The sequence below is a fragment of the Pseudomonas sp. NPDC089741 genome (assembly GCF_044748825.1).
Taxonomy (GTDB): Bacteria; Pseudomonadota; Gammaproteobacteria; order Pseudomonadales; family Pseudomonadaceae; genus Aquipseudomonas; species Aquipseudomonas helmanticensis.
The window spans coordinates 1-1,320 of the sequence record NZ_JBIVGT010000090.1 but is presented as its reverse complement, the minus strand read 5'-3'; the positions used below and the strand labels follow the sequence as shown (position 1 = coordinate 1,320).

The window sequence follows — 1,320 nt, the reverse complement described above, 5'->3', positions numbered from 1 at the left end:
TTTAAAGTTATAGGGATCGTCTATGCCATCGACCTCCTGTGATACCGTCGTGTTCGCTGCGTAGGAGAAATGGGCGAGAACCAGTTCCGCGTTGGCCTGGTACGATTTGTGCGTGCGGTCAAAGAGCGTCTGTCGATGGCTGAAAGCGAAGGCTTGATGCCGCAAGACCTGATCAACGCCAAGCCAGTGGCTGCGGCGGTGAAAGAGTTCTTCGGTTCCAGCCAGCTCTCGCAGTTCATGGACCAGAACAACCCGCTGTCCGAGATCACCCACAAGCGTCGTGTCTCCGCACTCGGCCCTGGTGGTCTGACTCGTGAACGCGCAGGCTTTGAAGTTCGTGACGTACACCCGACTCACTACGGTCGTGTATGCCCGATTGAAACGCCGGAAGGTCCGAACATCGGTCTGATCAACTCCTTGGCTGCGTACGCTCGCACTAACCAGTACGGCTTCCTCGAGAGCCCGTACCGTGTGGTGAAAGACGCTCTGGTCACCGACGAGATCGTGTTCCTGTCTGCCATCGAAGAAGCCGATCACGTGATCGCTCAGGCTTCGGCCACGATGAACGACAAGAAAATGCTGATTGACGAACTGGTAGCTGTTCGTCACTTAAACGAGTTCACCGTCAAGGCGCCGGAAGACGTCACCTTGATGGACGTATCGCCGAAGCAGGTAGTTTCGGTTGCAGCGTCGCTGATCCCGTTCCTCGAACACGATGACGCCAACCGTGCGTTGATGGGTTCGAACATGCAGCGTCAAGCTGTACCAACCCTGCGCGCTGACAAGCCGCTGGTCGGTACCGGCATGGAGCGTAACGTAGCCCGTGACTCCGGCGTTTGCGTCGTGGCTCGTCGTGGCGGCGTGATCGACTCCGTTGATGCCAGCCGTATCGTGGTTCGTGTTGCTGATGACGAAGTTGAAACCGGTGAAGCTGGTGTCGACATCTACAACCTGACCAAATACACGCGCTCCAACCAGAACACCTGCATCAACCAGCGTCCGCTGGTGCGTAAAGGTGATCGGGTTCAGCGCAGCGACATCATGGCTGACGGCCCGTCCACTGACATGGGTGAGCTGGCGCTGGGTCAGAACATGCGCATCGCGTTCATGGCCTGGAACGGTTACAACTTCGAAGACTCCATCTGCCTGTCGGAGCGAGTTGTTCAAGAAGATCGCTTTACCACGATCCACATTCAGGAACTGACCTGTGTGGCACGTGACACCAAGCTTGGGCCAGAGGAAATCACTGCAGACATCCCTAACGTGGGTGAAGCTGCACTGAACAAGCTGGACGAAGCCGGTATCGTTTACGTAGGTGCT

Annotated in this window: 1 pseudogene; it reads left to right on the top strand. The window is 56.7% G+C overall.

Annotated features, from left to right (window positions below):
- Positions 1 to 45: 45 nt before the first annotated feature.
- Positions 46 to 1,320: pseudogene (rpoB, locus tag ACIPZE_RS28980) on the top strand (DNA-directed RNA polymerase subunit beta); the annotation flags it as partial.